This is a genomic window from Alteribacillus iranensis, assembly GCF_900113025.1.
Classification (GTDB): Bacteria; Bacillota; Bacilli; order Bacillales; family Marinococcaceae; genus Alteribacillus_A; species Alteribacillus_A iranensis.
This window is the reverse complement of sequence record NZ_FONT01000001.1, coordinates 1-25,551: the sequence shown is the minus strand read 5'-3', so window position 1 is coordinate 25,551 and position 25,551 is coordinate 1. Positions and strand designations below refer to the sequence as shown.

21 protein-coding genes, 1 tRNA gene and 1 pseudogene are annotated in these 25,551 nt (G+C 40.4%); 5 read left to right on the top strand and 18 right to left on the bottom strand.

Going from position 1 to position 25,551, the window contains the following annotated elements; translation table 11 throughout:
- Positions 1–28 precede the first annotated feature (28 nt).
- From BM095_RS00110 to BM095_RS00080, 7 genes are all read right to left on the bottom strand, one after another.
- Positions 29–2,857, bottom strand: coding sequence for an ATP-binding protein (locus BM095_RS00110; RefSeq protein WP_177194629.1), 2,829 nt, complete (start codon positions 2,855–2,857; stop codon positions 29–31).
- Positions 2,854–4,071, bottom strand: a complete 1,218-nt coding sequence (locus BM095_RS00105) for a metallophosphoesterase family protein (protein WP_091655931.1) — start codon at positions 4,069–4,071, stop codon at positions 2,854–2,856. The genes BM095_RS00110 and BM095_RS00105 overlap by 4 nt, the downstream gene beginning before the upstream one ends.
- Before the next feature lie 201 nt (positions 4,072–4,272).
- Positions 4,273–4,638 carry a hypothetical protein gene (locus tag BM095_RS00100; RefSeq protein WP_091657761.1) on the bottom strand — a complete coding sequence of 122 codons (366 nt, stop codon included), beginning with the start codon at positions 4,636–4,638 and terminating at the stop codon, positions 4,273–4,275.
- A gap of 123 nt (positions 4,639–4,761) precedes the next feature.
- Positions 4,762–6,270 (bottom strand): coproporphyrinogen III oxidase, encoded by a 1,509-nt coding sequence (locus BM095_RS00095; RefSeq protein WP_091655929.1) that lies wholly within the window; start codon positions 6,268–6,270, stop codon positions 4,762–4,764.
- 312 nt (positions 6,271–6,582) lie between these two features.
- Positions 6,583–7,422, bottom strand: a complete 840-nt coding sequence (locus tag BM095_RS00090) for an HAD hydrolase family protein (protein ID WP_091655926.1) — start codon at positions 7,420–7,422, stop codon at positions 6,583–6,585.
- 195 nt (positions 7,423–7,617) lie between these two features.
- Positions 7,618–7,980 (bottom strand): YlbF family regulator, encoded by a 363-nt coding sequence (locus tag BM095_RS00085; RefSeq protein WP_091655923.1) that lies wholly within the window; start codon positions 7,978–7,980, stop codon positions 7,618–7,620.
- A gap of 76 nt (positions 7,981–8,056) precedes the next feature.
- Complete coding sequence (locus BM095_RS00080; protein WP_091655920.1) at positions 8,057–9,196, bottom strand: DUF445 domain-containing protein; 1,140 nt, start codon at positions 9,194–9,196, stop codon at positions 8,057–8,059.
- Between the two features lie 217 nt (positions 9,197–9,413).
- On the opposite strand from BM095_RS00080, the gene BM095_RS16435 reads away from it, so the two are divergent.
- A complete protein-coding gene (locus BM095_RS16435; protein ID WP_177194628.1) occupies positions 9,414–9,581 on the top strand; it encodes a hypothetical protein in 168 nt (55 codons plus the stop codon).
- A gap of 210 nt (positions 9,582–9,791) precedes the next feature.
- Here BM095_RS16435 and BM095_RS00075 read toward each other — a convergent pair whose 3' ends face one another.
- Entirely contained in the window at positions 9,792–10,001 is a 210-nt protein-coding gene (locus tag BM095_RS00075) for an alpha/beta-type small acid-soluble spore protein (RefSeq protein WP_091655918.1), read from the bottom strand.
- Between the two features lie 278 nt (positions 10,002–10,279).
- Here BM095_RS00075 and BM095_RS00070 point away from each other — a divergent pair, with 278 nt between their 5' ends.
- Positions 10,280–10,825 (top strand): LemA family protein, encoded by a 546-nt coding sequence (locus BM095_RS00070; RefSeq protein ID WP_177194627.1) that lies wholly within the window; start codon positions 10,280–10,282, stop codon positions 10,823–10,825.
- A gap of 27 nt (positions 10,826–10,852) precedes the next feature.
- Here the strand turns inward: BM095_RS00070 and BM095_RS00065 are convergent, their stop codons facing one another.
- The gene (locus tag BM095_RS00065) at positions 10,853–11,404 is read right to left on the bottom strand and encodes an LOG family protein (protein WP_091655914.1); all 552 of its coding nucleotides are present in this window, start codon (positions 11,402–11,404) and stop codon (positions 10,853–10,855) included.
- A gap of 134 nt (positions 11,405–11,538) precedes the next feature.
- Here BM095_RS00065 and BM095_RS00060 point away from each other — a divergent pair, with 134 nt between their 5' ends.
- On the top strand, positions 11,539–12,762 hold the full coding sequence (locus BM095_RS00060) for an aminopeptidase (RefSeq protein WP_091655913.1): 1,224 nt from the start codon (positions 11,539–11,541) through the stop codon (positions 12,760–12,762).
- Between the two features lie 103 nt (positions 12,763–12,865).
- A complete protein-coding gene (gene pdxK, locus BM095_RS00055) occupies positions 12,866–13,684 on the top strand; it encodes a pyridoxine/pyridoxal/pyridoxamine kinase (RefSeq protein WP_091657759.1) in 819 nt (272 codons plus the stop codon).
- Positions 13,685–13,783: 99 nt separating this feature from the next.
- On the opposite strand, the gene BM095_RS00050 is transcribed toward pdxK, so the two are convergent.
- The 6 genes from BM095_RS00050 to glpK all read right to left on the bottom strand — a co-directional run bounded on the left by BM095_RS00050 (position 13,784) and on the right by glpK (position 21,435).
- The gene (locus BM095_RS00050; protein ID WP_091655911.1) at positions 13,784–14,506 is read right to left on the bottom strand and encodes an amino acid ABC transporter ATP-binding protein; all 723 of its coding nucleotides are present in this window, start codon (positions 14,504–14,506) and stop codon (positions 13,784–13,786) included.
- Complete coding sequence (locus BM095_RS00045) at positions 14,503–15,165, bottom strand: amino acid ABC transporter permease (protein WP_091655910.1); 663 nt, start codon at positions 15,163–15,165, stop codon at positions 14,503–14,505. Before BM095_RS00045 ends, BM095_RS00050 begins: the two co-directional genes overlap by 4 nt.
- A 262-nt stretch (positions 15,166–15,427) precedes the next feature.
- Complete coding sequence (locus BM095_RS00040) at positions 15,428–16,303, bottom strand: transporter substrate-binding domain-containing protein (protein WP_091655908.1); 876 nt, start codon at positions 16,301–16,303, stop codon at positions 15,428–15,430.
- A gap of 130 nt (positions 16,304–16,433) precedes the next feature.
- Positions 16,434–17,846 (bottom strand): SpoVR family protein, encoded by a 1,413-nt coding sequence (locus BM095_RS00035; RefSeq protein WP_091655906.1) that lies wholly within the window; start codon positions 17,844–17,846, stop codon positions 16,434–16,436.
- A gap of 313 nt (positions 17,847–18,159) precedes the next feature.
- The gene (locus BM095_RS00030) at positions 18,160–19,899 is read right to left on the bottom strand and encodes a phospho-sugar mutase (protein WP_091655904.1); all 1,740 of its coding nucleotides are present in this window, start codon (positions 19,897–19,899) and stop codon (positions 18,160–18,162) included.
- Between the two features lie 30 nt (positions 19,900–19,929).
- Positions 19,930–21,435 carry a glycerol kinase GlpK gene (gene glpK / locus BM095_RS00025; protein WP_091655902.1) on the bottom strand — a complete coding sequence of 502 codons (1,506 nt, stop codon included), beginning with the start codon at positions 21,433–21,435 and terminating at the stop codon, positions 19,930–19,932.
- Positions 21,436–21,558: 123 nt separating this feature from the next.
- Here glpK and BM095_RS00020 point away from each other — a divergent pair.
- A tRNA-Pro gene (locus BM095_RS00020) sits at positions 21,559–21,635 on the top strand.
- A gap of 272 nt (positions 21,636–21,907) precedes the next feature.
- Here the strand turns inward: BM095_RS00020 and BM095_RS00015 are convergent.
- From BM095_RS00015 to BM095_RS00005, 3 genes and pseudogenes are all read right to left on the bottom strand, one after another.
- The gene (locus tag BM095_RS00015; RefSeq protein ID WP_091655900.1) at positions 21,908–22,921 is read right to left on the bottom strand and encodes an HIT domain-containing protein; all 1,014 of its coding nucleotides are present in this window, start codon (positions 22,919–22,921) and stop codon (positions 21,908–21,910) included.
- 310 nt (positions 22,922–23,231) lie between these two features.
- On the bottom strand, positions 23,232–24,398 hold the full coding sequence (yhbH, locus tag BM095_RS00010; protein ID WP_091655898.1) for a sporulation protein YhbH: 1,167 nt from the start codon (positions 24,396–24,398) through the stop codon (positions 23,232–23,234).
- 234 nt (positions 24,399–24,632) lie between these two features.
- Positions 24,633–25,551, bottom strand: a pseudogene (locus BM095_RS00005) (transposase); the annotation flags it as partial.

Genomic DNA, 25,551 nt, shown 5'->3' with positions numbered 1-25,551 from the left:
TTTCTCAGCCCCTGTCTAGGAGAAGTCCTCATCCTTGAAGAAAGCTAACATTATGAGGACTTTTTAGAAAATCAGGTACCTCATGACAGGTGAAATAAATAACTTGTCTATTCTTTGTGAGTTGATTTATTAATGAAAAAGCTTGATGTCGACGTGTGCTGTCAAAATTCACAAAGGGATCATCCATGATTAGCGGGAATCCCTCCGCACGTGTAAATGATTCTGCAAGTGCTAATCTTAATGATAAGTATAATTGTTCGGCTGTTCCGCGGCTCAATTCTTCAGGGGTAAACCGATCTCCGTTTCCATATTCAATAATAAGTTGATCTTTCCCTGCCGGAACGAGTAAGCGACGTCCTTCACCCGATGTAATATAAGAAAAATATTCTGACGCTTTCCGTATCACATAGGGCTGCTTCTCTTTTTCATATACAGATTTTGCTCTATTAATCATTTGCTTCGCTGTTGTGAGAGCCAGCCACTCATGAATGTTATCTTGTAAATCAGCTTTTTCCTCCTCTACTTGTTGGAGAATATCCTCATAGGTGCCATCCTTTTCGAGTTTTTCTATTTCCTGCCCCACTTTTGCAAAAGTTTTGTGTAATTCTTCTTCCTTTTTGTCTATTTCCTCTGATTCATTGATAGACCAGTCATCCTCTATTCTCTTCATCTCTTCTTTCCACTCTCGTTCGGATTCACCAGGAAGCAGTTGTGCTTTTATTTGTTCGTTAAGCCATTCTAGCTTTTGTTGGCAATTTTCATATTCATACCTAGCCTCTATGGCCCTTTCTGCCTCTTCTCGTGTGTTTATGTGAAAGTGGTTATATATTCTGTGAATGTGGTCGTTCGCATGGATCATTGTCTGTTCCAACCCAGATTTTTGGTCATACAAATAATGAATAGTCGAAGCATCTTCTAACGTATCGTCATTTAATCGTACTTCGGCTTTGCATGTTTCATGAATGTCTCTTATAGTTTCCTCCACACTGCTTTTTACAGGAATCTTTAAAACATCAGCTAGTTCTTCTACCTCGGCTTCTATCCTGTGTAACATATTCTTTTTGGATTTTATGTCATAGTGAAGAGTGTATACTTTATGATTCATGTCTTGCCATTTTTTCACTTGGTGAAAATAATATTCAACAGATTGATAAGAAGGTAATGCTGGAAATTTGTAAAGCTGTCTCCAATCCTCTAACTCTTTCTCTATTTGGATCCAGTTTTGAATTTCTCTTTCAAGCGTTTCCTCCATCATTATTATCTTGCGAGACGTTCGTTTCATTTGCCATTGTACTTCCTTTAATCGATGGATGACACGTTCCTCTTCCTCCATCTCCTGTTCATGTAAAATGCTCTCTCTCTTATGAACAAACGTCTTTTTATTAGCTTCAACCTTCATTCTATTCACTACGAAACTAATGACACCGGCTATGAGAATGATAACGCCTCGCAACTGATTCCCCATAACTATTTCCCAGCTGCCAATAGAAAGCAATATGGCTGTAATTAGAAGCAGATATAATGTTCCTTTGCTATGCGAAGACTGATTATGTTTCTCTATCAATTCTTTCCTTTGCAATCGTTCCTTCTCAGGTCTAACTTCCGATTCCAATTCATTTACTTCTGCTTGCATCTGCTGTAGTTCTCGTTCTTCTTGATTCTTTTGTTCTTCTAAAGCTCTCATCTTATCTCTAATATCTTTCCCCCGCTCCTCGATGGCCTTCAATTCTTCTTCGGACTGAAGAGAAGTATCTGCATTAGCGAGGGTCATTTTATCTCCATTTATTCTTTTCAGCCAGGCATCAGCTTCCATCTTTCTTTTAGCTATGTCGTCATTTACACGAATAATATCTTCTCGCAAACTTTGATATAAGAGCGTTTTTTCCTTCAACGCATAACTCTTGTCTGTATTAGTATACTTCGGCCAGTTCACACTAACTCCTTGATAACGAGCGGATATTTTCCATATGTCTAACTCGATATCATTCCATTCGAATTCGGCATCTTCTTTTCTTTTAGTATATTGCCGCCACGTTTTCTCCGCATCTTCTGTGAAGAGCGGTAACATTAAAATTTGCTGAAGTTGTTTTTCCACTTTCTCTTTATCATTTAGCAATTGACGGAATACTTTCTTTCTCTGTATTTTTTCTTTTTTCTGTTCCGTAACGCGTTTCTCTACTAGTAGTTTCTTTAATTGTTGATTGATTTGCTCTTTCTCTTCTAGCAATTGATTGTACTTTTCAAAATTTCTCTCCCAACTTTTTACTTCAAGCACTCTCTGGTGCACATGTTTCACTTTTGAATTTATGATTGGCTTCTTCCCTTTTGGCCGAAATAACTGGTCGGTTCTATCAGCTAACTCTTTTTCTAGTCGTGCGAGCTCTCGAGTCCCCGTGACGCCCGCTTCATAAATATACTGATTTAATTCTTCTCCTTTTAACTCATGCAGTGCCTGAATTCCGTCCACTCCAAACGAAAAGATGCCTTGATATGTATGCCGATCCATCTTTCCTAATTGAACATGTAGCCATTCCTCTCCATGAATCTCTCCATTGTCAAGTGTGACTGTCACATCTCCGGCTGCCTTGCTTTTTAATATTCGCTCAATCATTACTTCTCTACCGTCGTCCATGCGAATCGTAATGCTTCCTCCATAGTTACTTGAATGTTTCGGCTCATAACGCAGTAATTTTTCTTTTCTTGTAGGAAACCCAAATAAGACAGCTTGTATAAAAGCTCGTATGGTTGATTTACCCGCTTCGTTTTCTCCGACGATAAAGTGAAGAGTAGACTCCATTCTGATGGTAGTATGAATTAATTTACCAAATCCATGTATGTGGATTTTTTCAATTCTCACGAGTCGTCTCCTTTCCATAATAATCTTATCCACTGTTTCGCCTCAGCCATTACTTCCGACTTGTCAATCGAATGACTACTAAGGAGTGGTCTCAATGAAGGATGCTGCAACAAAACATCCCATTCTTTTTCAAGAATGTCGGGATTATTCGAAAGATAATCTGCGGACTCCAAAATATCCTTTACAAAATGATTGTTCTCCGTACGCATCAAAGGCTCTATTCCATTTATAATGCTGAATATATAAAAAAAGGTTTGTTCCGATTCACCGATTTCATTTAGGGCTGCCACCCATTCATTCATTTCTTCCTGGATATAATAGTATAATGGCCCTGCTCCTACTAATTCTACTTCCACACAAATACCTTTGATTGCATCTCGTTTTTTTGTCGCAATGGCTGCTAACAACTTATCCGTTACACTGTCGATAGTATCGTTATCTTCTATCCTTACCTTTACTTTCGTAATAAGAATGGGTGCCGTTGACTGAAAAGAAACACTTGGGGAGTGTCCTCCTTCTAATTCGACGAGGAGGTACCCTTTCTTACCGACTTCTTTCCTGTGACGTCCTTGAATATTTCCTGGATAATGAATCCGCTCAGAGAGAGAAGACCGACGGTGGATGTGACCTAAAGCCCAGTAATCCATATTTTTTTCTAATAAGTCTCTTTTTGTAAAAGGAGCATAGGAGTGACTTTCAAGTCCTTGTCCCTCTTGACCGTGCAGGACTCCTATATGATAATGTGCCCCTGCTTTCTTCTCATACGATTTTGCTAAATTCTCATGAACCACTTTTCCTTTATAGCTGCAGCCATACAAGTGAACAATTGTATCATTTTTGCAAAACCTCTTGCACTCCGGAGAAGATGAAAATATATGTACATTTGCCGGCCAATTCATTGGAGCGTACTGAACGTCCACCGGATCATGGTTACCAAAAACAATGTAAACAGGAATTTGCTTCGCTTCTAAACGTAAAAACTGCTTTCTAAGAAACAACTGACTGCGAATCCCTCTATTTGTTTGGTCAAATAAATCTCCTGCCAAAATAACAAAATCCACGTCATAATCAATGGCATCTCTTACTAAGTTAGTAAACGCTATATATATACTGTCTTGTAACAGTTCCTTAATATAATAGGGGGACCCTTTGGCAACTGATATGGGAGAGCCTATATGCATATCAGCTGCGTGAATAAATCGCACGTGTTCCATAACCAGTCTCCTTTCTTCATTTATTATACTAAATTCAGCGATTACACGCTTTTTCCTTTCCGGGCTCCTATGTAAGCAAAAGGCTTTTTTTCTTCAATCTAAAAAAGAAAAGAAGAGGCAGTCTCAGAAAGACAAAGACAAGCTCAATCTTTTCCGGCGCCCCTTTACAAGGATAATAAACATTGGTAAGGATACTTGTTTTTAAAAGTAGGGAAGAGTGGATAATGCTACTAACGCAGTTAGAGGAAGCACAAGTCGCCTAAAACCCGAGTAAGGCGCAGGGCCATATCCCCATCCCGGATACCCACCATAATAACCATAATACTGTCTATTGTGAGGATAGGGCTTCGTAGAATCATCCGTCATGTTTCCATGTGGAGAAGTCATGGGGTGCATGGGGTTTGATGGTCCAGTTGGATAATTATTATCTGGTACCACCATATATACATGGTCATCATCTACGTCCTCAACAAATCCATGGATCTGTTCTTGATTTACAGTTTGAACCGCCACATATTTCCCTACATGTTGTTTACACAAATGGTGCATATGCATTTTATTCCACATTACCATTCCCGCCTCCTTTTCAAGCTATCCTATTCCATACCAGAGATACTCGTGCATAGCTACGCATGCATATGTTAGCAAGGAATGGCAATGTGATACATTCATAAAAGAAGCTGTTCCCCTTTATTTTGGAACAGCTTTGTTTGTATATATGTTATTTAACGCCATCAACTTTTTATCTGTGCATTCTTTATAGCGGTTCTTATACGATACAGGATCTTTTGGATTTGCATACCTGGTGATTTTCTTCGTATGCGGATCTACGTACTTGCTCGCAGCACCACATCCTAAACCTAAGATCGTTTGTACTTCTTCCATGATAATAATATTATAGAGACTTTCTTTTCCTTCCATCGAATACCCGATGTTTTCTAAATTACCGAGTATATTTTTTTGGCGATAAAGATAATAGGGATAGTATTCGTTCTCCTCCATCCAGTCCGCTGTGAGCCCCATCATCTTACTAACTTCATTCCCATCCGCCACTTGATATTTTTCTTTCTCTTTTGTCATTTTGGAGGCTCTTTTGAAAGACAGCGTATGGACTGTGAGGGATTCAGGCATAAGGCTTTTCGTTTCCTGTAAGGTACGCTCCATTTCCGGAACTCCTTCATTTGGCAGCCCAATAATTAAATCCATATTTATATTTTTCATTCCCATTTCTCTGGATAAATGATATTTTTTTATCGTTTCTTCTACCGAATGATGTCGGCCGATTGTCTCTAATGTTTGGTTCTCGAATGTTTGTGGGTTGATACTAATACGATCTATATTCCATTTTCTTAACACTTGGAGCTTATCAGGGGTAATCGTGTCAGGTCGTCCGGCTTCTACTGTTACTTCTCTCACACGTTCCATCGGGATCACTTCATACATTTTGGCATATAATTGGTCCATCTCTTCTGCACTGATACTAGTCGGTGTACCTCCACCAAAATAGATAGTAGTTACTGGAATGTTATTTCTTTTCAAATAGCCTCCTATTTCTTCCATTTCATAATGAAGCCCCTTCAGAAAGGTAGCGACCGGGCCATTTTTACCTGGGATAGCATACGCTGGAAAAGTACAGTATGCACACTTTGTGGGGCAAAACGGAATCCCTATGTAGATGCTAACCCCTTCAGCCAAAGCATACAGATCAGGAAGAACTTGCTGTTGCCGTTTAGCAATACTCCTAACCAAATTCGCTTTCTCATCAGAAACTAAAAATTCATTGACGAGGTAACGATGAATGTTGTCGGATGACATTCCTTCTTGATATAACTTATGCCATAATTTCACAGGACGAATTCCTGTCAACGTTCCCCATGGCTGTTTTGTATTTGTCCATTCATTTAGTATTAATACTAACACATGGGCTCGAGCTTGTTTCGCTAAAGCCACTCTATCTTTTTCTGTGGCCATGGCAGGAGCATGTTTTTGAAATGATTTGACAACCTTTTCTCCGTGTTTATGATCAAAAACACCAGTAACATTCAGATAATTGCTCTTCTCCTCTTCTGAAAATGTAATGGAAACTGTGCTCTCTGATTCCGGTTCTAAATGGAGAGTAGCACTCATATTGTATAAGTCAACAATATGTTGCATGCTTTGAAGTTCTTTTTCAAGTGCTCCTTTTATATGTATTCTCATGTTCTTCCCTACCTCTTTCTTCCTAAATCAGATTAAGTGTACAAAATCCACCTCTTGAGGTCAAATTACCTCATACGACAAGAATAGTGCGGAAATTGTTATTTGTCTATTTATGCCGTAACCTTCTCTGTTTTTCTGTACAAGAAAAGCGCAAGGCGCCCGCCGAGGAGGCTGCCGCCAAGAGAAGGGTTGAAGCGACCTCGAGCCGATGGCGCCTGAAGCTAGACATCACTCCATGCATGTTATCATTTAAAAAAAGCCATACGTCCCCAACGAAATCAAAGATTTTGAAGGGGAGTTCTGGCCCTCACATCAAACTTCTACTCTCATTTGTTTACGGAATACTTCTTTTATCATGTAAGCCATGCCATCTTGATCATTGGAGCGAGTCACCCAATCTGCCTTTCGTCTGATGCTTTCCGGAGACTGTCCCATTGCAACTCCTAACCCTGCCATTTCAATAACTGCTTCGTCCGTTGAGCCGGAACCGATATAGATCATTTCATCATCCGTGATATCAAGCTCATTCATAAGAAAGCTTAAGGCATATTCCTTGGATGCCTGTTCCTTTTTAATTGTCAACCTGTTGTCTTTCTGCTCTATCCTTATTCCCGGGATCGTTTCTAATAGAATATCTCGACATTTTCCTGCATCTGCTTCAGTATCAAATTCACCAAAAATACGCAAGGCACTCAACTGTCGATCATACACTGACTTTGAAATAGCATCAGTAAATGACTTAGACTGGAACAATCCCTCTGTTAAACTGTACTGTAATCGCCCTAGCATATTTTTTGGCTGACTAGGTTTGTTTTCCAGTTCATAGTCTTGCCCTTCCAGCTGTATACGACAATGATGGAGTTCCATTATCTCTGTAATATCGTAAAGAACGTCAGGCGGCAGTTTATTCTCTAAAATGGGACGATCCACCGCTCCTGCTAATAATGCTCCTCCATGTGTGATCATTTCATGTTCCATTTTCAACTGTCTTGCGATTTTTCTAGCTGAGCTAAAGCTGCGATTTGTCACTAGGAGGGTATACACTCCTTTACTTCTTGCTAGATCCATCGCTTCTTTCGTTTCTTTACTGATTCGCTCATTTGATTTTAACAGAACACCGTCTATGCTCATCGCAAGTAGTCTGTAAGCCATGATGCATCCCCTTCCTCTTGCTATGTTTTCTCTTCTTTCATCCTATGATGGCTTGGCATGCAATAGAACACATCCATATGGTCTGAAGATGTTCGTTAAATAAGGATGGGGAGGAGAGATGAGGAAAACGGCCATATATAAAAAGAACTGTCCACGCGAAGATAATACGCATAAGACAGTTCTATACATTAGGTCTTATTCACTTTTATTGTCTTCCGGAGTTCCGTAAATTTCTTCAAGAGGCTCTGTAACGATTTTATTAATATCACTAATGACAGTGCTAAGGCGCTGTTCTTCCGCCATCAACTTGGAGATGACTTCATGCTGTTGTACCATTTCAAATTGCTTTTGAGCTTGTGTGATTTCCTCTTCCGATGGTTGTTGTCCTTGCATTTGCATTTGTTGAAGTTCAATTTGAATGTTGCGGAAATTATCAAGCATCCGTTTAGCTACCTCATCATTCTCTACTTCAACATGCAAATCTTTCAGTTTTTGGAATTCGTCACTGTCTTTTAACGCAGAAGACAGTTCATGAGCCTTGTCATAAACATTGGACATAAGTGGTCCTCCTTTTTAATAGCTTCCACGAGCATAACATGGATCATCTTTAAAAATCATCCCCAAGCACTTACTTTTATAAAAAAATCTGGACAAAAAGGGCTTGAACGAATCCAACAAATCCCCCTAATAAGGCTCCTAGATACGTAATCATTTTGAATTCCCGCCTTGATATACCCAGTACAAGGGCTTCTAAACGTTCAACAGAAAATGTATCTACTTGTTCTCGAACAATTTGTTCTAACTTAAGCTGTTCAAATAAAAAGCCAAGCCTGTCCATTAAAAATGTGTGAACTTCGTGCATGATGGCAGGGACCCACTCTTTTTCCAATTTTTCTTCAAATACCGGTGCCCACTCTTTCATAGGTTTATCAGTGTAATGATAAAGTGGTATCTCCTGTTCTAACATATCAGCGGCTTTTTGAGACGTCCGCTCCACATCCAGCCACGATGTCATATCGGATAGAGGCTTTTCTTGTAAGTTCTCCCACTCTTTTCTAATGAGATTGCGAATAAACGTTTCGGAGGCCGGATCTTCAAAGAAACGTATAATTTCAGGCTGTAACTTCTCTACAATTCGATCGTTTCCAAACATACTGCCAAGGAAATTAAGAACTGACCCTTTTCCGGATAGAAATTTATCTATAAAAATTTCTATTTGTTTACGTCCTCCTTCTCCTCTAAAAAAAGAGGCACCTTTTTTTGTAATCATTTGAGCTATTTCAGGAATTAATTCATCCCCTTTACGCAAAATATCGGCAGGTAAAATCTGCTTTATTTCTTTGTCTTTATTTTCCGTGATAAGCTCTTTTAACTTACTCGCGATAAAATCACTTGTTCGTTGATTTAATTCTCGTTTGCTTACAGATATATGAAATAAACGATGTAACACTTCAGATAGTGTTACGGAGCTATGCATAAACTTTTTTAACTCCTCGGTCATCCAATGTGTAATCTTGTCGTAAAATCGTTGATCCATTAATTTATTCTTTATGCTCTCAGGTGTCAACAAGTGAGTACTCACCATTTTCCCCAATTGCACCGCTAAGTCCTTGCGGCGTTTCGGAATTAAACCGGGGGTAAAGGGAAGACGATAAGACTTAATATATATCGGCTTATAAGGTCGGAATAACATTTTTATGGCTAATGAATTTGTCACACCGCCAATCAGTGCTCCAACAACAATCATTAATAGGACAAGATATAATCCTTCCATCTCTTTTTCTCCTTTAGTTCTTATATCATACACTAAACAGACAATCTTACTTTATCAGCCCTTGTCTCAATGGGCAAGCTATCCTACCCGTTTTTCTGCAGTTATACAGGTTATCCGCTGTTCTGTCATTCTTATTTACAACACCTTGTGACCAACAAAATATTGGCACTTATTCAAATGAAAATATAGGACAAATTAATAGGAAAGGAGGGTGGATATGAATAAAAAACAAAGAGGTCAAGTAAAGGACACCAACTATGCCATGGATGTAGACCGAATGATAAGTGAAGGGTTAGCCGGAGGAACAGTGAATCTAAAGTATGAGGAACAACAAATTGACGAAGCGAGAGAGTTAGATAAGGAAGAACCTCCGAATCACAATTAAATGTGTAGAAAGCCTGGTTAAAGTAAGAACAACCAGGCGCTTTTTTTATCCCTGTTTATTAAAAAAATCTTCTATGTACCCCAGATTAAAAGCAGATATTAAACAGCCATTTCATGAACATACTTTTTTCAATGCTTAAAAATAAAGGAGGCTGCCGCAGTGGTGGTAAAACCACTGCTTGTGGCAGCCTCACTATCCATGGTTATTTAATTATTGCTGAGGGTTTTGGCCATTCATTTGCTGCTGCGCCATAGAAACCAAACGTTTTGTGATTTCTCCACCAACAGATCCGTTAGCACGAGAAGCAGTTTCAGCACCAAGGTTAACCCCAAATTCATTTGCAATTTCAAATTTCATTTGGTCAAGAGCTTGCTCAACCCCTGGCACTAAAAGCTGGTTGGAGTTGTTTCTGTTTGCCATGTGTCTCACCTCCCTTTGTACCCATAGTTTGTATCGAAATTAGAACACTATGCCTCCAACTTTCTAGTAAATTTAGGTAATCGATCAGAAAAGAAGAAACATTGATCTGTTAATGCAGAGTAAAAAGGGGTATAGGCTAACATATACATTCAGTTCATCATAATCTTTGTTTACATCCACATAACAAAAAGAAACATGCTATACTTTTTATAGCGCTTTACTCTATTCCACTAAGCAGGAAGCTGCTCAACGGTTACCGTAAAGGAGGTTTTTTTCTCTTGACTTTGTTCAGTGCCATACTCGGTATTTTTATTATTGTCCTGTTAATTAGCTGGATTGTAGGTTATAACGCTCTCATTAAATACTTGAGCTGGGTTGAGGAAGCCTGGACGGATATTGATGTCCAACTGAAGCGGAAAGTGGATTTAGTGCCGCCATTTATAGACACTATCCAACCATATGCAAGGCAAGAACAGTATGCGTTAGAGAAATTAGTTGAAGTGAGGAGCCGATTAACATCAAATCATGCGAACAGGACAGACTTAATGATCGCTAACGAGGAAATGAACGGAGCCTTGAAACAAGTGTTTGATTATGCGCAGGATAATACAGAGTTACAGGAAGAACAGGAATTTCATTCACTGAAAAATCAGTTTCAAGAGACAGAAACGAAGATAAAAAAAGCTTTACGGATATATGATAATACGGTGACAAAATACAATACAAAAATCCAGTCACCACCGACCAGTTTTGTAGCAAACATTCACGGTTTTTATAAAAGAAAACCAATTGGAGAAGCAGTGCCTCAGGAGGCCAGTCGGTAAAGACGGTATGCTCCTGAGCGGGCTCTCTCAGTTTTCTTCTTTTATACCAATGAGTTTCGACAGTAACAAATCTGGATCGTCCTCTATAATGATATTTTCTTTAACGGTTCTTGCCAAAAACCCTTGTTCTACCATATGTTCAAGTAAATCTTTTAAAGGATCATAATAATGATCTACATTGTAAAGAGCGCAAGGTTTGTGATGATGTCCTACGGCGCCCCATGTCAGGACTTCCATAAATTCTTCTAGCGTTCCTATCCCTCCTGGCAACGCAACAAAGGCATGTCCTCGTTCATACATACACATTTTTCGTTCATGCATGGATTTTACGGAAATTAATTGAGTGAGATTCTGATGAGCAATCTCTCTTGGCATTAAGTCTTCAGGTATAATTCCCGTCACTTTGCCTCCCGCATTCAAGGCTCCGTCTGCTATCGCTCCCATTAAACCAGTACTTGAGCCGCCATATACAATCTCAACCCCATAGCTTGCGGCTATTTGTCCAAATTTCTTTGCCGCTCTCACGTGCCCTAATTCATTCCCTTCACTTGACCCGCAAAATACAGTTAATGATTTCATTCCGTGCCTCCTTATCAGACAAGTCGTTCTACAGAAAGATTCCTTGTTTAAGTATATGTTACACTAACTTCTAGACATGTATCGAATTCCTACTTTTTGCTGATTATAAACAGATAAAGGAGTAATGAGGACATATGAATTTTCAGGAAAAGCTAGAAAATTACGCAGAACTTGCTGTAAAAAAAGGTGTGAACATTCAACCGAATCAAACGTTATTTATTTCAGCCCCAATCACGTCAGCCGATTTTATTCGGCTTCTTGCGGAAAAAGCATACGATATGGGGGCAAAACATGTATATGTAGATTGGGTAGACGAAGAGCTCACTCGCTTAAAGTATGACAAAGCCCCTGAAGACGCCTTTAAAGAATTCCCAAAGTGGGCAGCTTCCACGAGAGAAGAGCTCGCAAAAGAAGGAGCTGCTTTCCTTACAGTGAAGTCTACAGACCCTGACTTATTAAAAGGGGTGGAACCGAATCGCATTGCTGAAGCAAACAAAGCTGCTGGTCATGCCCTTGGTACCTTCCGTTCTTATATCCAATCAGACAAAGTAAGCTGGCTTGTCATCGCTGCCCCGTCTCCAGGATGGGCTAATAAAGTATTTCCAGATGAAAACAATGCCGAACAATTGCTTTGGGAAGCTATATTCAAAGCGGTCCGTGCGGATGTGAGCGATCCGCTTTCTGCATGGGATCATCATGACAAAAACCTTCAAAACAAAGCGGCTTTTTTAACAGAAAAAAAATATGATTACCTTCATTATCAAGGCCCTGGTACAGACTTAACAATCAAGCTCCCGGAAGACCATATATGGGTAGGCGGCGGCAGTCCAAATAAAGAGGGAGTTCATTTTATCGCAAACATGCCTACGGAGGAAGTCTTTACGGTTCCACATAAGTATGGGGTAAATGGATATGTAACAAATACCAAGCCCCTAAATTATGGAGGAAATATCATCGATCAGTTCACCTTGCACTTTAAAGATGGAAAAATTACGCATGCAGAAGCGGAAACAGGGGAAAACACTTTACACAACTTGATTGCTATGGATGAGGGGGCCCACTATTTAGGTGAAGTCGCTCTTGTGCCGCACAGCTCCCCAATTTCTCAGTCCGATATCCTTTTTTATAACACCTTATATGACGAGAATGCGTCAAGTCATCTCGCCATTGGCAGTGCTTACGCTTTTTGTGTAAAAGGCGGGACAGAAATGGATGAAGCCGCGAAAGAAAAGCATGGTATTAATTCCAGTCTCACCCACGTTGATTTTATGATTGGAAGTGAGAAGATGGACATTGACGGGGTAACGGAAGATGAGAGAAGAGAGCCGTTAATGAGAAATGGAGAATGGATAGAGTAAAAGTGAACATAGACCAGTAAATATAGAATTTTCGCTTCCACTCGCTTATGGTATGATTATTTTATCTCATCATAAGAGGCAATACGTGAAAGAGGTGAAAAATATGTCATTAAAAAAAGTTCTGACTATCGCAGGTTCTGATACTAGCGGAGGTGCTGGTATTCAAGCTGACCTGAAAACATTTGAGGAATTGGATGTCTATGGCATGACATCCTTAACGACTATTGTAGCGCAAGACCCCCATCGCGATTGGTTTCATGCCGTGTACCCTCAAGACACTTCCGTGTTAGAAGCACAATTGGAAACGGTACTTGCCGGGATAGGTGTCGATGCCGCTAAAACAGGGATGCTCGGGTCTATGGAAACCGTTGAACTGGTGGCAAAAAAGGTAGAAGAATACAATGTCGAGAAGCTTGTAGTCGATCCTGTCATGGTATGTAAGGGTGCAGATGAGGCATTAAATCCTGAATTGGACCAATATTTACGTGACGCTCTCGTCCCGAAAGCTCTCGTCGTGACACCGAATTTGTTTGAAGCATCCCAGCTTGCAGGAACTGGTCCTGTCCGAACCATTGACGACATGAAAGAAGCTGCAGCGAAGATTTATGATTTAGGTCCTTCTTTTGTAATTGTTAAAGGAGGAGGAGAAACAGGTGACGACAAGTCTATAGACGTCCTTTACGATGGAAAAACATTTGAACTCATCGAATCTGACAAAGTCAACACGGAGTTCACCCACGGAGCAGGCTGTACTTTTTCAGCAGCTATTACCGCTGAACTTGCCCACGGTAAGCCTGTTAGAGAAGCAATTGAAACAGCCAAACAGTTTATCCAAGCGGCGATATCTGACTCTTTCCGTCTAAATCAATTTATTGGACCCGTTAATCATACAGCATACCGTCACCAAAAAGTGGAAAGATAACAAAAAGGCCGATCAGCTTTTTAAGCTTTCCGGCCTCTTTTCATTAAGGAGTAGACAAAAAAGCCTCCATTTTTAAGCTTTAGCTAAGCGGTAAGTAGTTCAAAGCACTTTGCTTAAAAAACCTTGTGTACGTTCATTTTGAGGGTTATCAAAAATTTGTTCCGGCGGCCCTTCCTCGACAAAAATACCCTCGTCGATAAAAAATACACGATCTCCAACCTCTTTGGCAAATCCCATCTCATGAGTTACTACTACCATGGTCATTCCTTCCTGCGCTAAGTCTTTCATCACCCCAAGAACCTCACCGACTAGTTCGGGGTCTAAAGCTGACGTCGGTTCATCAAACAACATCACTTTTGGATTCATCGCTAATGCCCGTGCGATAGCTACCCGCTGCTTTTGTCCTCCTGATAAGCTATCAGGATATGCTTGTGCCTTATCTTTCAGCCCTACTTTCCCAAGTAACGGAAGAGCGTTTTTTTCTGCCTCCCCTTTTGTTAGTCCTCTTACTTTCTGCGGGGCAAGGATTATGTTTTCAAGCACCGTCATATGTGGGAATAAATTGAAATGTTGAAACACCATGCCAACTTCAGACCGTACTAAGTTAATATCCGTTTTGGAATCGGTTAAGTCATATCCGTCGATGATCACTTGTCCGCTCGTAATGTCTTCAAGCATGTTTAAGCATCGAAGGAACGTACTTTTTCCTGACCCTGAAGGCCCTATCACACAAACTACTTCTTTTTCTTCAATTGTAGTTGAAAGCCCCTTTAATACTTCTGTCTCTCCAAAAGACTTATGCAAATCTCTTACTTCGATCATTCTCGCTCAAACCTCCGTTCATACTGTCTTAAAATGAGCATAGAAGGAATAGTAATAATGAGATAGAAGACACCAACCATTAAATAAGACTCAAAGTAGGCAAACGTAGAGCTAGCATATTGTCGCCCTTGATACATGATATCTGTGACGGCTATAGCTGAGAAAAGAGAAGTATCTTTTAAACTAATAATAAATTGGTTCCCTAAAGGAGGGATCATACGACGGAGTGCTTGGGGCCATATTATGTAACGCATCGTCTGGCGCGAGGATAATCCTAATGAGCGGCCAGCTTCCATTTGTCCTTTTTCTACGGATTGAATGGCACCGCGTACAATTTCTGCTATGTAAGCTCCTGCATTTGCAGCGATGGCCAGGATAGATGCTGTTAATTTGTCTAAATTAATTCCAGTCAAATCAGAAAGTCCATAATAGATAAAAAATATCTGAACGAGCAAAGGGGTTCCTCTGACAATTTCTATATATACCGTAGCAATACCATAAATTACTTTGTTTTTTGAAATGCGCATCAATCCAAATAGGGCGCCTAACACAAATCCAATAAGAACGCCTACAATCGTAATTAACAAGGTATATAGAAATCCTATCCATAAGTCCGGCAAAATTTGTATGTAGTTGTTCGTCGTGGTAAATACATACATTTCCCTTCACCTCCTAATCATCTGTAACCATACTATGAATAATGCAAGGAGCCCGTCTATCGGGAGCGAGCATAGAAGGGCCGTCGCGGATGGTACCCCGTTGAGGGTAGACACCCCCTCGAGTCGATGGTTTGAAAATCAGGTTATCGATAACACCAAATCAACTGAAACGATATTTTGATAACTTTTACTTTTTTAACAAGCAAAAATAGTGAGCAAGGGAGAGGTTATTTTAACCTTCCCTTGCAAATGCTTAAAGAAATTATTCGCTTCCACCAAACCATTTGTTATATATTTCGTCAAATTCTCCACTTTCTTTTAAGTTGTCCATCGCTTCATCTACTTCATCACGGAGTTCAGATCCTTTTGGAAATGCAATACCATATTGCTCCCCTTGTAGAAGATCACCTACTGTTACGAGCTCTCCACCGCCTTCAGTTTCAGCATAATACTCAACGTTAGGTTTATCATATAGCACAGCATCTGCACGACCAGTCAGCACACTTTGATAAGCTTCCGTAATCTCTGGAAACGCCTCAATATTGGCGTCAGTGTTTTCCTCAAGATATGCTTCGCTCGTTGAACCTACGCGAGTAGCTACTGTCTTACCGTCAACGTCATCTATGGAGGAGATTTCTTCCTCACTTCCCTCTAAAACAGCAAGGATAAGGCCAGCATCGTAGTAAGGCTGGGAAAAATCAATGTTTTCTTTTCGTTCCTCTGTTATTGTCATTCCTGCAATTCCGATATCAAAACGGCCAGATGGGATGGCTGAAACAATTCCTGAAAATTCCATCTGTTCAATTTCAATATCGAAACCTGCCTCTTCCGCTATAGCATTAATTAAATCAATATCAAAGCCAACTAATTCATCCGTTTCCTGATCAATAAATTCAAAAGGTACATAATTGTTGTCTGTTGCTACAGAGTATGTAGGACGTTCCCCATCTTCCGTAGCGCTTTCTTCAGAATTAGTATTTTCATTAGTTTCTTCTTCTGACTCCTCCGTTCCCGCGGTCTCTTCTGTGTCAGTTCCCGTGTCAGAAGAGGATTCTTCTGTTCCTTCTTCTCCTCCCCCGCAGGCAGCCAGCATGAACAATAGAAGAACGAGCACTGCAAACAACCATACTTTCCTCATTCCTTTTCCCCCTTTTTATTTCCCTTTTTATTTTTGGGCCTTAATACGGGCAGAACCCGTATTAAGTATGGGAAAATTATAACACAAAAGTGTCTTTATTTAAAATTTTCTCAATAAACTCTGAATGAAATTAAATCGTTTTTCGATGTATTTTTCTTCCATTGTAGCTGAATTGTACGTTTCGATTTTCGATCACAGTCTCTATATGCACGGTCCTCCCCCACAGTTGATACAAATAAGGGAGAGTCTTTTCTAAATAATTAATGTCTAGCTCTTCCTCTTCGAAATGATGGGTGATATATAATTCACCCGCTTTTGCAAAGTCCCCATCTGTCACTGTAAGATATGGAAAACCTCCATTCACTCTAGAACGTATCAATTGGTCTCTGACATTTTGCCAATGCTTATCAACGATCGTATAGTCACGCCCTTGCTTCTGAAACAGATACATGTCCTCTTCTTGTACTAGTTCTTTTGTTACGTAATTACGGATAAAAGAAGTATCGGACTCCAACTCTCTCACTTCAAATAGTTTTTCTCGACCGCTTCCGGGCTTAACGCCTAATTCTTGAAGTCTCTCATTTGGATGATCATACTCTTTTTCAATGCTTTCAAATATTTTTAAACCGAGGTGGTAGGGATTAACGCTTGTACGAGAAGGTTGAATGACACCAGCATTTAACTTCGCAAATTCTATACTCTCCTCTGTCGTTAAATCCATTTCACGTAATATTCGGGCATGCCAATAGGAAGCCCATCCTTCATTCATAATTTTTGTTTCAAGTTGAGGCCAGAAATAGAGCATTTCCTCTCGAAGCATGGTTAATATATCTCGTTGCCAATTTTCTAGATCTCTGCTATATTCCTCAATAAAAAGTAGGATATCTTTTTCAGGGTGTGGGGGAAACGATTTCTTTTTTCTTATCTCTTGTTCTGGCCCCTTCTTATCTAGCTCCCATAAATCATCATAGGGACTACTGGGTGAATGGTGACTCTCTTCTATTTCCTCTTCTGACTCTAACGACCAATCTAGCTTGGGACGAACTAAACTTGGATCAATGTGCTCCTGAACCGCTAACACGGCATCTAAAAATTTCTCTACCTCTTTTTTACCATATACCATCTCATAGTTTGAAATTCTTTCAGCGGCAGCTGACATACTCTCCACCATATCTTCTCTTGTGTTAGAAAAGCGAATATTATTTTTGAAGAAGTCGCTGTGAGCTAAGACGTGGGCCACTATTAATTTATTTTGGATAAGAGAGTTCGTATCTAATAAGAAGGCATAACAGGGATTGGAGTTTATTACCAATTCATATATCTTACTTAATCCAAGATCATAGTGTAGTTTCATCTTATGAAATTGTTTACCAAAGCTCCAGTGAGAATATCGGGTTGGCATGCCATACGCACCGAATGTATAGATAATATCAGCAGGGCAGATTTCATAACGCATAGGATAAAAGTCGAGCCCGAATCCCTCTGCTATTTCAGTGATTTCATCAATAGCCCGTCTCAGTTTTTTTTCTTCCTCTATCTTCACACCATTTCCCTCCTCGTTAACTTCTTATCCCTACTATATGAAAACGAGCGCAAACAATGATAAGAAGTTATCGATGAAAGGGGTAGTATCCATAAAGGTGCTGAGGTGACAAAACACATTTTTCGCTCTTTTCAACGGCTTTTCACATCGCGTCTAACTAGAAAGACAACGTGCCCCTTTTTGTCTTTTGCAAAAAAATACCATGGTCACCATCTAGATGGATGGCGTCCCATGGTATTTAACATTAAGAGCTTTTGATACATTCCCGTTTCCTTTGCCAGATATGATTATTATTCAGACTCTCCTCAGCATATTAGTTAAGATATCGTTGAACTTTTGTCATGACGTCCATTTTTAATTGGAGAATGGCTTCTTCTGCTAGCTTTCTGTTAGCGTCTTGAACCCCAAAGTAAAATTTAATCTTCGGTTCGGTTCCAGAGGGCCTTATACAAAACCAAGATTCGTCCTCTCGGATGAATTTTAATACATCTGATACAGGGAGTTCTATTTTTTCTACATTTCCATTTACCAAGAAAGTTCGTTCGGATGTATGGTAATCTTCCATTACTTTAATTTTTTTACCGCTTATGGCTTTAGGGGGATGAGATCTGAATTCTTGTATAATATCTTGCATCTTTTGAATCCCATCTTTCCCTGTTAATGTAACCGAGGATAAATCTTCTTGATAATAGCCATACTTCTGATAGATTTCCTCCAATACTTCATATAAATGCTTGCCTTGCTGTTTGTACCAAAGAGCCATTTCAGATGCTGTTAATGCAGCTTGTACCGCATCTTTATCTCTGACAAAATCACTGATTAAACACCCATATGACTCTTCATAACCGAATTGAAACGTATACGATCCATTCTTGTTATACTCTTTTATCTTTTCCGCAATAAACTTAAAGCCCGTTAAGGTATCAACCACGTGAAGACCGTAATCTTCCGCTATTTTTCTACCTAATTCTGACGTTACGATCGTTTTTAATACAACTCCATTCTTCGGAAGGATGCCTTTATGTTTTCGTTCAGCCAACAAGTAATTCAGCAACAGAGCTCCTGTTTGATTTCCTGTTAACACTTGGTAACGGTTATCCATATCTTTTACTGCGAGGCCGAGACGATCCGCGTCAGGATCAGTTGCTATTAAAAGGTCTGCGTCTTTACTTTCACCAACATTCATTGCCATTTGAAAAGCCTCTTTTTCCTCGGGATTAGGGCTTTTAACTGTACTAAATTCTGGATCTGGAAGAGCTTGTTCTTTCACGACCGTCACTTTTGTAAAACCGCTTGTCTGCAAAGCTCTTGTTACTGGAATATTTGCCGTTCCATGAAGTGGCGTAAATACAATGGAAATCTCACTGCCTTTTTCTTGAATCAACTGAGGGTGCAAACAAATGGTTTGTAGCTCGTCATTGTAAGCTTTATCTATATCTTCGCCTACTATAATCAGTTTGCGGTTGGCTTTCATGTCATTTTCATCTGCGATCGGGATGGTTAACTCGTTTTTCACCCCTTCCACTTTTTCCATCAATTCACGAGACGGGCTAGGCGGAAATTGCCCGCCATCTTCCCCGTAAACTTTAAAGCCATTATATTCTGGCGGGTTGTGGCTGGCCGTAATCATAATACCCGCGTAAGCATTCAACTGACGGACTGCAAAAGACAAAACAGGGGTAGGACGCAGTTCTTGAAACATATAGACTTGTATATTATGTGCTCCCAAGGTTAACGCAGCTTCCAGCGCAAAATCATAAGAACGGTGTCGAGAATCAAAAGCTATTACGGTACCTCTTCTTTTTGCATCCTCGCCCCTCTCTTCTATTAAGCGAGCTAACCCCTCTGCAGCTCTTCTCACGGTAAACCGGTTCATTCTATTCGTGCCAGGCCCCATGACCCCGCGCATGCCACCTGTTCCAAACTCTAAATATTTATAAAAGCTATCTTCTAATTGTGCTTCGTCTTTTGTGATGACATCTAACTGGTCTTTCAGTTCCTGATCCCACCATACGTGTTCCTTCCATCGTTCCCAATGTTGTTTCCACTCCATTGCTTTCTCTCCTTTACCTCTGTCTCCCAGCTAATCATGATTGGGCTTAAAAGTCCTAGCTGCAATTACTGCCTTTTTCCAATTATTGTAATATAAATTGCGCTTCTCGATATTCATTTGCGACGTGAATGTCTGATCTAGTTCCCATTTTTTCGTTATTTGAGACGTGTCTTTCCAATATTGGACGGCTAATCCAGCTAGATAAGCCGCTCCAAGCGCTGTTGTCTCTTGGACAACAGGACGTTCCACGGGTACACGAATAATGTCACTTTGAAATTGCATCAGAAAATTATTTTCCACGGCGCCGCCATCAACCCGAAGCGATTTAATAGGCATTCCAGCATCCTCTGCCATCACATCGATCACATCTTTAGTTTGGTATGCCAAAGACTCTAAAGTAGCACGGATTAAATGTTTTTTTTCAGACCCTCGTGTAAGTCCGAACACAGCACCTCTCGTGTTACTATCCCAATACGGCGTCCCGAGTCCAACGAAGGCAGGAACCACGTAGACTCCACTATTGTCTCCTGCTTTTAAGGCATAGAGTTCGGAATCACTTGATTTTTCAAGCAAGCGAAGACCATCTCTGAGCCACTGGACTGCAGAACCAGCTACAAATACACTTCCTTCTAAGGCATATTCCACTTTACCGCCTATTCCCCAAGCTATCGTAGTTAAAAGGCCGTGGTTGGATTGGACTGCTTTCTCACCGGTATTCATTAATATAAAACAACCTGTTCCATACGTATTTTTTACCATGCCTTTTTCGAAACAATTTTGGCCAAATAGTGCAGCTTGCTGATCTCCAGACGCACCAGCTATTGGAATTTCATATCCAAAAAAATGATAATCTGCTGTTTTCGTATAAACCTCGGATGAGGAACGCACTTCCGGAAGCATCTTCCTAGGGACGTCCAGCATGTCCAACAGTTCCTCATCCCACTCCAGTGTATGAATGTTATACATCAACGTACGGGAAGCATTGGAAAAATCCGTAACATGGGCACGTCCGCCTGATAACTTCCAAATGATCCAAGTTTCCATCGTACCGAACAATAAGTCGCCTTTCGCTGCTCTTTCCCGGGCACCGTCCACCCGGTCCAGTATCCATTTCACTTTTGTCCCTGAGAAATAAGGGTCAATAAGCAATCCGGTCTTCTTATGTATCGTTGTTTCCCAGCCTTTTTCTTTTAATTCATCACAAATTTGATCCGTCTGTCGTGACTGCCAGACAATCGCATGATGAATTGGTTTTCCGGTGTGTTTATCCCAAATCACGGTCGTTTCTCTCTGATTTGTTATTCCGATAGCGACAATGTCTTGAGGTTGTGTTTCGTTTTTTTCCAGTACACCCGCAATGACACTAAGTACACTAGCCCAAATCTCATTGGCATTATGCTCTACCCATCCAGGTTTTGGATAATATTGCTTAAACTCTTTCTGTTCCATTGCAACAGGAGAACCACTTTCATCAAATAAAATTGCTCGTGAAGTAGTTGTACCTTGATCTATCGCCAGTATAAATTTTTCGCGCAAATATCCCACCTGCCTGTCTATTATATTAATATGTTACCACGAAGATTCATATTAAAACACTGACTGTTAGGACTCTCCATACCTTGCCACTGCAAGAGCATTGTTATAGAATAAAAATATATGCGGGATGTAGCTCAGCTTGGTAGAGCACAGGCATGGGGTGTCTGGAGTCGCAGGTTCAAATCCTGTCATCCCGACCAAAGTGGTATTATCGAATATAAGAAAAGCATAAGCGCCTTGCTCACGAGCGACAAGCACTGGAAGGACTTTAACAGACGTCGGCAAAGCCCTGAAGTTTCCTCGAACGAGTAGGCGCTGAAGCTAGATTGTTATACTAACTTATGCTTTTAAATAAAAAGACACAGTGTAAGCAAACGAAGCTTGAACTGTGTCTTGTTTGTCTTTAGAAGTAAGATAGATTTGCAGACAAAGGCTTATAAAAATTGGAGTTTCCCATCTATTCATAAACCTCTTATTTCTTATTAAAGTAACGATTCGCAGCCGTTGCAATGTCTTCCGGACTTTTATAGGACAATGGTTCATGGTGAAGAGAATGAAAGAAGTTGATATCACTAGTTCCAGCTTCCCCTAACGTTACCCTCGGAATTAACCGAGCATGGACTGTGTTATCCATTCCCGTTCCTTCTTTTAATGATAAGTTAAAACTGGCAAGCCCTTGATCTTCCAAGTTCTTGAATATAACTTGAAGGGTTGTTGCAAAGTCTTCCCATTCTGTCTCTGTGATATCTAAAATGGAATGACTTCCTCTAAAAAGACCAATATAGTCATTATGACTTTTTGGTGCATAAGCATGTATCCATGCTATCCCCCCTTGTTCTCCTATCCAACGCTCCCTTTCTTTTTTCTCTATGTCATATAATGCGGAGAAATAATCTTTTCCATATGTAGCTTTAAAATTTTGCAATTTCTCTGCTTCTATCCTTTGCGTATTTGTTTCCGTTTCTGACAAGATTACATGCAAGTGGGGATGAAGAATGCTTCCACCTGATTCCGGCAAATAGTTCCAGTTAATCGATAAATGAAGATGTTGTTTCTCGTTCTCTTGAACCTGCCTTGCATATCTTTGCGCTGCTAAAAAGGCGTTGGCTATTTCTTCTTTCGAAAATTCTTCTAATCTTATGTAGTGTCTCTCTGAGAACACTACTACCCCATTATACTTACTGTATGGAAATAAGTTAGGAAAAACGACTGCTTCCCCTTGCTGGATATTACCATGTTGGTTCTTTGAAAAAACGGGCGTCATTTTCTCTACATTCTCTGGACAAAACGGACAGTTTTTTCCTTTTGTCTTTTTAGATAGTTCCGAGTAATCTGGTGCTGTAAAAACAATGCCGGGATCAAAGACAAGACGTGAAGTTTCACCAGTCAGCGGGTCAAAGCGAACCTCTGTTACCCTATCTATCTGCTCTCCTTCTCTGTTGTAAAAAGTAAAAGTCTCTTCCTTTTTTTGAAAAAACCTCTCCATGTTCATCACTCCTCACACATCATTCTGGACTTTTTCTCCATCCCTGCAGCTCAATGTATGTATGTATTTACGACTCTTCTTTCTTTATTATCCTCCTTTTTTCTAAATATTTCAATCATTCAACCTCCTATCACCTATGACGTGGAAGTGAAAGTAATTGACCAGCCCTCCGTTCACCGTTGAGTCGATTCAACTTTGATCACATCGAAATAGCTAACGTCTCAACAACTTTAATAGAAACGAAAAAAGAGCTGTCAAGAGATCATTTTTACGATCTCTTGATACAGCTCTTTTATCATCGTCTTTCCTTTCACGAAAGGAGCGGTTCTTCTTGTGAAAAAAAGAATTTTAAGGCATGGAATACATCGCTCTTTTGTTTCAAGGTATACCGTCTAAAGCGTATGTCATCTATTTTTCTATAAGCTTGAGAAAGAGTTGAATGACGTTGATATTGATTCACTTCTGCATACCCAACCATGCTAGAAAGGTCCATTAATTGATTAATTAATCGAAGGCATTTTTTATTATCCGACGATAAGTTGTCTCCATCAGAGAAGTGAAATGGATAAATGTTATATAAGTTAGATGGATACTTTTTTTCTATGACCTCTAGTGCCTTCTCATAAGCGGAGGAGCATATCGTCCCTCCACTCTCCCCTTTTGAGAAAAAGTCATCTTCATTGACTACTTTCGCTTCCGTATGGTGAGCAATAAATTCTATATCTACTGTTTCGTATTTTGTTCGCAGGAAGCGTACCATCCAAAAGAAAAAACTTCTAGCCATAAACTTTTCCCATCTTCCCATGGAACCAGACGTGTCCATCATGGCCAGTACGACTGCTTTTGATTCCGGTTTCATTTTTTCATTCCATGTTTTAAACCGTAAGTCTTCATTAAATATCGGATTAATCCGTGGTTTTCCTTCCATGGCGTTACGCTTAAACGCAGATAATATGGTACGTTTTTTATCGATGTTCCCCATTAATCCCTTTTTACGAATGTCATTAAATTCAATATCCTCTATAACAAGCTCATCCCGTTCTTTTTTCTGTAAGTTAGGCAATGTCATCTCATTAAATAATATTTTTTCCAGTTCTAATACAGATACTTCTGCCTCGTAATAATCCTCCCCTGCTTGGTCTCCCGGCTTTCTTCCCGCTGCGCCTTTTTTTTGTTTTCCTCCCGGTTCTCTGGCAATCACATCTCCTTCTTGACTATCACCGTCCCCTTGACCGGTGTACTTATTGTTATCCGAGTTATATCGAATTTTATATTCATCTACTGAACGTATTGGGATACGCACGACATCTTTACCATTTGACATAATGATATTTTCTTCACTAATAAGGTCAGGCAGATTCTGTTTTATGGCTTCCTGCACTTTTTCTTGGTGACGGCGTTGATCTTGATGGCCTTTTCGATGCAGGGACCAGTCTTCTTGAGACAATATAAAATTCGACTTTCTTTCTCCTGTCATCATGGGCCCCCTTTCCCTGCTCGTTACCCATCATTTTAGTGGTTATTCTATCCTATGCAGAGAAGACAAGATAATTGCTAATAAATAATAAAAGCGCAAGCGGTCCTGGCTTGCACTGGACGTGCTGACTTCTGCGTTGGCTGGTACACGACGTACTGACTTTTATACGTTCCTGCCTGTTAAGAAAAGGGGCTGTATCAAAAGCCCTTAATGTTAAAATACAGCTTATGCAGCTGGCTTCTTTTTGCGGCGTTTTGCCACCGCCATCTTACGTATATTGTGAGCGAGAGCCACCCAACCGAACTCCACCTGAACTTTTCCCAACCCTCTCAGGTGGAATCGCTGGAAGCCAAGATTTTGTTTGACATGACCAAATACACTCTCCATGTCCGTTTTTCGGCGCGCGTAGAGTGTTCGTCCGAACTCACTTTTCAGTTTGATCGCTTCTTTCGCTTTGAGTTCCTCGTAGACCGGATTATAATAGACCTTCCGGTTTCCTTTGGCGGTGGTGCAGTCCGCTTTGAATGGGCATTCTTCGCAGGATTCACATTCATAGATTTTAAAGTCCCGCCTGTATCCGTATTTATCTGTACGGCGGCGGTAGTGACGGAAGGTGACCTTTCGCTGATTTGGGCACCAATACAGGTCGTCTTTCTCATCGTACGTCCAGTTGTGTGGGTGATATGCTTTTTTCGAAAACGGCCGTTTCTGTTCCTGTTCGTAGGTGTTGTACGGGATCAGCGTGTGAAGGTCTTCCTGTTCGCTAAGATATGTGTAGTTCGGTTCACTTCCATACCCGGCGTCCGCAACCAGGCATTTTGGCAACTTGCGACCGGTTTCTTTCAGACTCTCCCAATGAGACGCAAGCAGCCGTGCATCCGTTGGACTCTGATGGATAGAGTAATGGAGGATAAATTGGTCTTGCGTGCCGGCCTGGATATTGTATCCGGCTTTAAGTTGTCCGTTCATCATATGGTCGTCTTTCATGCGCATAAACGTGGCATCGACATCCGTCTTCGAGTAACTATTGCGCTCCCCAAATAAACCCATCTGGGTTTCATATGTCTCCAGCCGGGGAAGGTAATCTTTCGTTAACGCACGATGAAACTGGCGTAGTGGCTTGACCGCCTGTTTTTTCGTCTGTTTTTCTGTG